The following is a 6435-nucleotide window of genomic DNA, read 5'->3' on the forward strand; positions in this document are numbered from 1 at the left end:
GATGACGCGAACCTCTTGATCGTCTGCGGGGGAGTGGTGGGGATGCGGGTGCTTGTCGTCGGCGGCAGCGGGTTCCTGGGGCGGGAAATCTGTCGGCGGGCGGTGCGGGCCGGGTTCTCGGTGGTGGGGACCTTCCACTCGGCTGACGTCGCCGTGCCGGGCGTCGAGGAGCGTCGGCTGGACGTCACCGACCGGTCCGCCGTGCGTGAGCTTGTCGCGCGGGTGCGCCCGGACGCCGTGGTGGGGACCCCCTACCGGTACGGGGACTGGGCGGTCACCGCCGACGGGGCCGCGCACGTGGCGGTCGCCGCCGCCGAGGCGGGTGCCCGGCTGGTGCACGTGTCCAGTGACGCGCTGCACGCCGGACGTCCCACGCCGTACGCCGACGACGACGCGCCCACCCCGATGAACGCGTACGGTGCCGCGAAGGCGGCCGCCGAGACCGCCGTTCGCGCGATCGACCCGGGTGCGGCGCTGGTGCGTACCTCGCTGATCCTGGGGGAGGGCAGCAAGCAGTTCGCGCTGTGCCGGGAGGCCCTCGCCGGCCGGGCGGTCCTGTTCAGCGACATGATCCGTTGTCCGGTCGACGTCACCGACCTGGCCGACGCCGTGCTGGAACTGGTCGGCGGCGATCACGCCGGCCCGCTCAACGTGGCAGGTGCGGACGCGGTCAGCCGTGCCGAACTGGGTCTGTTGGTGGCCCGACACTTCGGGCTGGACGCCGCCGGGCTGAAGACCACCACCAGCGCCGCCGCCGGACAGGCCGGTCCCACCGACGTACGCCTGGACTGCGGGCGTGCCGCCGGCCTGCTGCGGACGCGGTTACGTGGAGTGCGGGAACTCCTGGCCTGACATCGTACACACATTCTGTGCACGACTCTTGTGCACAGAATGTGTGCAGAGATAGTGTGCGGTCATGGCTGACGACGAAGCGACCCCGCGGCCGGCCCCGCGTGAGGTACGGATCGACAAGCGACAGGTCCGGGTGCTCGCGCACCCGCTGCGGATGCGGCTGGTGGGCGCCCTGCGGGTGCACGGGCCCGCCACCGCCACCACCCTCGCCGAGCTGCTCGGCACCAACACCGGCGCGACCAGCTATCACCTGCGGCAACTCGCCGAGGTCGGGCTCGTCACCGAGGATCCCGACCGGGGCAGCGGACGGCAGCGGTGGTGGCAGGCCGCACACGACGTCACCAGCTGGGAGCCGAGCGACTTCGACGACGACCCCGACGCCCGTGCCGCGATCGAATGGATCCAGGGCGACCAGGTGCGCCATCTCGTCGAACACGCCGAGCGCTGGTTCGCCACCCAGCACGAGTGGTCGTCCGCCTGGCGCGACGCCCTCGGCATGGGCGACATCTTCATGACCATCCCACCGGCGCGGCTGGAGGCGCTCAGGGCGGAGGTGTGGCAGGTGCTGGAGCGGTACAACCGCGAGGCCGGGGCCGGCACCTCCGCCGACCCGCAGGCCCGCCCGGTGCAGGTCTTCCTGGCGGCCTACCCCTTGCTGGAGGGCCCGCGGTGAGCGCGCTCACCGTACGCCAGGTCCGCCGTCGCTACCTGACGCTGCACGGTCTGCGCTGGCTACCGACGGGTCTGATGATCCCGGTCATGGTCCTGCTGATGCAGGAGCGCGGTCTGTCCTTGCCGCAGATGGGCCTGGCCTTCACCGCACAGGGCCTGCTGGTGCTGGCGCTGGAGTTGCCCACCGGTGGCCTCGCCGACGCCCTCGGCCGGCGTCCGCTGCTGATCGCCGCCGGGTTGCTCAACCTCGTCTCGCTGTCGTTGTTCGCGGTGGCCGACTCGTTCTGGCTGTTCTTCCTGGTCTACGCGGTGCAGGGCATCTACCGGGCGTTGGACAGCGGCCCGCTGGAGTCCTGGTACGTCGACGCCACCCTGGCCGCCGACCCGCAGGCCGGGTACGAGAAGGGCCTCGGATACGGCGGCACTGTCAGCGGCGCGGCCATCGGCGCCGGGGCGCTGCTCAGCGGCGGTCTGATCGCCCTCGGGCCGGTGGGGCCGGTCAGCGCACTCACCGTGCCCGTGCTGGTCGCCGTCGTCGCGCAGGCAGCGGCGCTCGTCGCGTTGGTCGTGCTGCTTGTCGAGGAACGGCCGGCCACCGGATTCGTGGCCGTGCGGGCCTCGGTGGTCCAGGCGCCCCGGATGATCGGCCAGGCGGTCGGGCTGCTGCGTCGCTCCCGGGTGCTGCTGGCCCTGGTGGCGGTGGAGCTGTTCTGGGGCTTCGGCATGATCACCTTCGAGTCTCTGCTGCCGGTGCGGCTCGCCGAGGTGCTCGGCGACCCGGAACGCGCCGCCGCGCTCCTCGGACCGGCCAGCTCGGCAGCGTGGCTCGCCTCGGCCGCCGGGGCGGCACTGACCCCGTTGCTGCTGCGCTGGTTCGGGGCCGCCCCGGGCGCGGCCCTGCTGCGCATCGCGCAGGGAGTCACGGTCGTCGGGATGGGGCTGCTCGCCGGGCCGGTCGGGGTGCTCGTGGCCTACCTGGCCTGTTACGCCGTGCACGGCGCGTCGAACCCGCTGCACAGTGCCCTGTTGCACAGGCAGGTCGACGGGCCGTACCGGACCAGCGTGCTCTCCCTCAACTCGATGGTGGCCCAGCCGGGCGCCTCGCTCGGCGGGGTGGTGCTGACCGCGATCGCCGCCGCCACGAGCATCAGCACCGCAATGGTGGTCGGTGCGATCGTGCTGGCCGTCGCCGCCCCGCTCTACCTGCCCGCCTGGCTGGCCGACCGTCGGGCCGCCCCGGCCGTCGAGCCGGCCACGGTCCCGGTACCCGCCGACAGGTGAGGGGAGGGCCGCCCGTCGACGACTGGTGGCCCTCCCCGCGTCTCACGCGAGGCGGAACGAGCTGAGAGCGAGGGTGTCGGTGAAGCCGAGCCGGCGGTAGAGCCGCACCGCACCGACGTTGCTCGGATAGACGCCGAGCCCCACCGTGTCGTAGCGGGTCAGCAGGGCCCGGGTCATCCCGGCGGTCAACGCCGCACCGAGACCTCGACCCCGCTGGCCGGGGGCCACGGTCAGGCCGGCGAGGAAGCCGATCTCGCCCTGGCTGCGGTCCGCCCCGCACGCCACCAGCCGGTCGCCGGCGCGGATGCCGTACCAGTCCACCACCCCTGGATCGCCCGGACGGGAGGTGGTGTCCGGGAAGGCCTCGTCCACAAGCGCCTCCATGGCGGGACGGTCGGCGTCGGTGAGGCGTACGACCCGCTCCTCGTCCGCCTGGGGCGGTGGCGGCGTGGCCGTCCAGTGGAAGACCCAGTCGTTGTGCTCGGACACCGGCAGCCGGTCGGACAGCAGCTCGCGGTCGTGCCGGGGCAGGTGCAACCGCTGGCCCGGGCGCAGCATCCCGGCAGCGACCAGCGCGGCACACACCTCGATCGCCGGGCCGGCCGGGCCGATGGCGCAGCCTGCCGGCCCGTGCTCGGGCGGCACCAACCACAGCACGGCGCCGTCGCGCCGGTAGCCGCGCGCCGGCGGGCGGCTACCGAGGGCGTGCCGGGCGAACGGGTGGTGGCCGGTGGCGGCCAGGATGGCGGCCCGGTCGTGGAGCACCTGGTCGTCGATGATCATGGGGACCAGCCTAGGAGCCCTGGATCGAACGGCCGCGTCGGGCCGGTGGCGCGCACCTGATCCACGGTGGAGATTGACGAGTCGACCGATTGGGTACATCACGCGCCGACCTACTGGGAACCCCCACCGGAGGACCGACATGCTCGCCATTCTCGCGGCCATCGTCTTTGGCTTCGCCCTGCTGCTCGACCTGCTCGGCACCGACTTCGGAGCGCCGGACCTGTTCAACTGGAACACGCTCGTGCTCATCGGGTTGCTCCTGCTCTCGCTCTACCTGGCCGGCGTGGGCAGCGGCCCGCGCGGCGGTGGCGGCGGCCGCTGGTACCGGGGCCGTCGCCCCGGCCGTGGCTGACCGGAACCGATCACCGGTGGCGGGCCCGCGGCGCGATTCCGGCGCCGTGGGCCCGGCCCGGTACTGTCTTCGTGATGGAGTCCGACGCCCTCTTCTCCCTCGGTGCCCCCGCCGGGTCGCGTGACGCGCCCGCCGGTGCCGCCGGTGTCGACGGGTTCACTCCGATAGCGGACGATTCGCCCCTGCCCGTCCGGATGCGCCCGGCGACCCTCGACGAGTTGGTCGGGCAGGACCACCTGCTCGCGCCCGGGGCGCCGCTGCGGCAACTCGTCTCCGGCGGCGCGCCGATGTCGGTCATCCTCTGGGGACCGCCGGGCAGCGGCAAGACCACCATCGCGCACCTGGTCGCCGCGGCCACCGACCGCCGGTTCGTCGCCATGTCGGCGCTCTCCGCCGGGGTCAAGGACGTCCGCGCGGTCATCGAGACGGCCCGCCGTCAGCGTCGCTCCGGCGGCCCGCAGACCGTGCTGTTCATCGACGAGGTGCACCGGTTCAGCAAGACGCAGCAGGATTCGCTACTCGCCGCCGTCGAGGACCGCACGGTCACATTGCTGGCGGCGACCACGGAAAACCCGTACTTCTCGGTCATCTCGCCGCTGCTGTCCCGGTGCGTACTGCTCACCCTGCAACCGCTGGACGACGAAGCGGTACGCGGCCTGCTGCGCCGCGCGGTCGCCGACGAGCGCGGCCTCGGCGGCGCGCTCACCCTGACCACCGACGCCGAGGACCACCTGGTACGCCTCGCCTCCGGCGACGTCCGCAAGGCGCTGACCGCGCTGGAGGCGGCGGCCGCCTCGGCCACCGCCCTCGGCGCCGGCCGGATCGACCTCGCCACCGCCGAGCAGGCCGTCGACGTGGCGGCGGTGCGCTACGACCGCGACGGCGACGCCCACTACGACGTGGTGAGCGCGTTCATCAAGAGCATGCGCGGCTCGGACGTGGACGCCGCCGTGCACTGGCTCGCCCGGATGCTGGTGGCCGGGGAGGACGCGCGGTTCATCGCCCGCCGACTGGTCATCTTCGCCAGCGAGGACGTGGGCATGGCCGACCCGGACGCGTTGAGCGTGGCCACCGCCGCCGCCCACGCGGTCGAGTACGTGGGATTGCCCGAGGCGCAGCTCAACCTGGCCCAGGCGGTGATCCACCTGGCCACCGCGCCCAAGTCGAACTCGGCCACCACCGCCATCGGCGCCGCGATCGCCGACGTACGCGCCGGCCGGGGTGGCCCGGTGCCCCGCGGACTGCGCGACGCGCACTACGCCGGCGCCCGCGGGCTGGGCCACGGCACCGGCTACCGCTACCCGCACGACGACCAGCGCGGCGTGGTCACCCAGCAGTACGTTCCCGACGACCTCGTGGGCACCGACTACTACCGGCCGAGCCCGCACGGGGCGGAGCGGTCGGTGGCGACACGGCTGCCGCTGCTGCGCCGCATCGTGCGCGGGCTGCCCGCCCCCGCGACCCGTCCGGAGGCCCCGAACGCGGGGCAGCGCGTAACGGAGCAGACCGCGCCGACGCCTGCTGGCGAGAACGGTCGCCCGACGACGGACCCGGGCGGTCCCGGACCGATGCAGGACAGCGGCACGAACGCCGCAGGAGAGGGTCAATAGTGAAATCGCGTGGTGGGGACCGCCCGGACGAGAGCCCGGACGAGCGGCGCGATACCCGGCCCAAGGGCCGCCGCTGGGGTCGAGGCCGAGCCGAGGCCGAGCCGGAGGAGCCGGTGTCGGGTGAGGAGTTCGGCTGGATCGACGACCTCCGCTCGGCCAAGCAGCAGCGTACGGAACTCGGCCCCGAGGGCGCCGCCGCGGAGCCCGCCGGCCCGCGCGGTGGGGTCCCGGCACCGCCCACCCCGCCCGGCGTACGCGGGGGCGACCCGGACGGCGCCGCGCGGCGTCCCGTGGACGGCCCGTGGCCGGGCGAGGCCCCGCCGCCGCCCCGCCGCCCGGACGACCGCCCGCCCGTCGACCGCCCTCCGGCCGCCGGTGCGCCCGCTCCCGGTGAGCCGGCCCGGCGCGGCGTGACGCCGCCACCCGGTTCCCGCGCCTCCGCCCCGCCCCCCGCGGCCCGTCCCGTCGCCGGTGAACAGGCGGGACCTCCCGGCCCGCGCTCGACGTCCGGTGGTCCGGCTGGGCAGGTTCGGTCGGGCCCGGGTCCGGTCCCGCCCGGTGCGCCCGCCGGTCCGCCGATGTCCGGCGCGCCGGTCGGCCGCCGCCCGGCCGCCCCCGCCCCGACCGGTCCCGCGGACGCCATGCCACCGCTGCGCCGACCCGACGCCGGGCCGTCGGGTCGTCCGGGCCCGGAGGCCACCGAGCCCGGCCGCCCGACGTCCGCCGGAGACGGGCCCGCCGCTGGTCGTGCGGCCGGTCCGGCGACTGGCGGCGCCGGTCGTGCGGCCGGCGCCGCTGGTCGTGCGGCCGGTCCGGGGACCGGCGGCGCTGGCACCTTCGCCGAGACCAACGTCCGGCTCTACTCGGTCGACCACGCCGGCCGGC

Annotated in this window: 6 protein-coding genes and 1 pseudogene; 6 read left to right on the forward strand and 1 reads right to left on the reverse strand. The window is 74.8% G+C overall.

Annotated elements, in window-relative coordinates; genetic code table 11:
• Positions 1-42: 42 nt before the first annotated feature.
• The 3 genes from ABZS77_RS27715 to ABZS77_RS27725 all read left to right on the forward strand — a co-directional run bounded on the left by ABZS77_RS27715 (position 43) and on the right by ABZS77_RS27725 (position 2805).
• Positions 43-852, forward strand: a complete 810-nt coding sequence (locus ABZS77_RS27715) for a sugar nucleotide-binding protein (RefSeq protein ID WP_354828758.1) — start codon at positions 43-45, stop codon at positions 850-852.
• A gap of 64 nt (positions 853-916) precedes the next feature.
• Positions 917-1525 (forward strand): helix-turn-helix domain-containing protein, encoded by a 609-nt coding sequence (locus ABZS77_RS27720; RefSeq protein WP_354828747.1) that lies wholly within the window; start codon positions 917-919, stop codon positions 1523-1525.
• Entirely contained in the window at positions 1522-2805 is a 1284-nt protein-coding gene (locus ABZS77_RS27725; protein WP_354828749.1) for an MFS transporter, read from the forward strand. Before ABZS77_RS27720 ends, ABZS77_RS27725 begins: the two co-directional genes overlap by 4 nt.
• 42 nt (positions 2806-2847) lie before the next feature.
• On the opposite strand, the gene ABZS77_RS27730 is transcribed toward ABZS77_RS27725, so the two are convergent.
• On the reverse strand, positions 2848-3588 hold the full coding sequence (locus tag ABZS77_RS27730; protein ID WP_354828751.1) for a GNAT family N-acetyltransferase: 741 nt from the start codon (positions 3586-3588) through the stop codon (positions 2848-2850).
• 139 nt (positions 3589-3727) lie between these two features.
• On the opposite strand from ABZS77_RS27730, the gene ABZS77_RS27735 reads away from it, so the two are divergent.
• The 3 genes and pseudogenes from ABZS77_RS27735 to ABZS77_RS27745 form a co-directional block, all read left to right on the forward strand.
• Positions 3728-3940, forward strand: coding sequence for a hypothetical protein (locus ABZS77_RS27735; RefSeq protein WP_124855015.1), 213 nt, complete (start codon positions 3728-3730; stop codon positions 3938-3940).
• A 74-nt stretch (positions 3941-4014) separates the two neighbouring features.
• The gene (locus ABZS77_RS27740; protein WP_354828753.1) at positions 4015-5550 is read left to right on the forward strand and encodes a replication-associated recombination protein A; all 1536 of its coding nucleotides are present in this window, start codon (positions 4015-4017) and stop codon (positions 5548-5550) included.
• A 113-nt stretch (positions 5551-5663) separates the two neighbouring features.
• Positions 5664-6435: pseudogene (locus ABZS77_RS27745) on the forward strand (hypothetical protein); the annotation flags it as partial.

Source organism: Micromonospora sp. NPDC005298, assembly GCF_040607375.1.
Lineage (GTDB): Bacteria > Actinomycetota > Actinomycetes > Mycobacteriales > Micromonosporaceae > Micromonospora.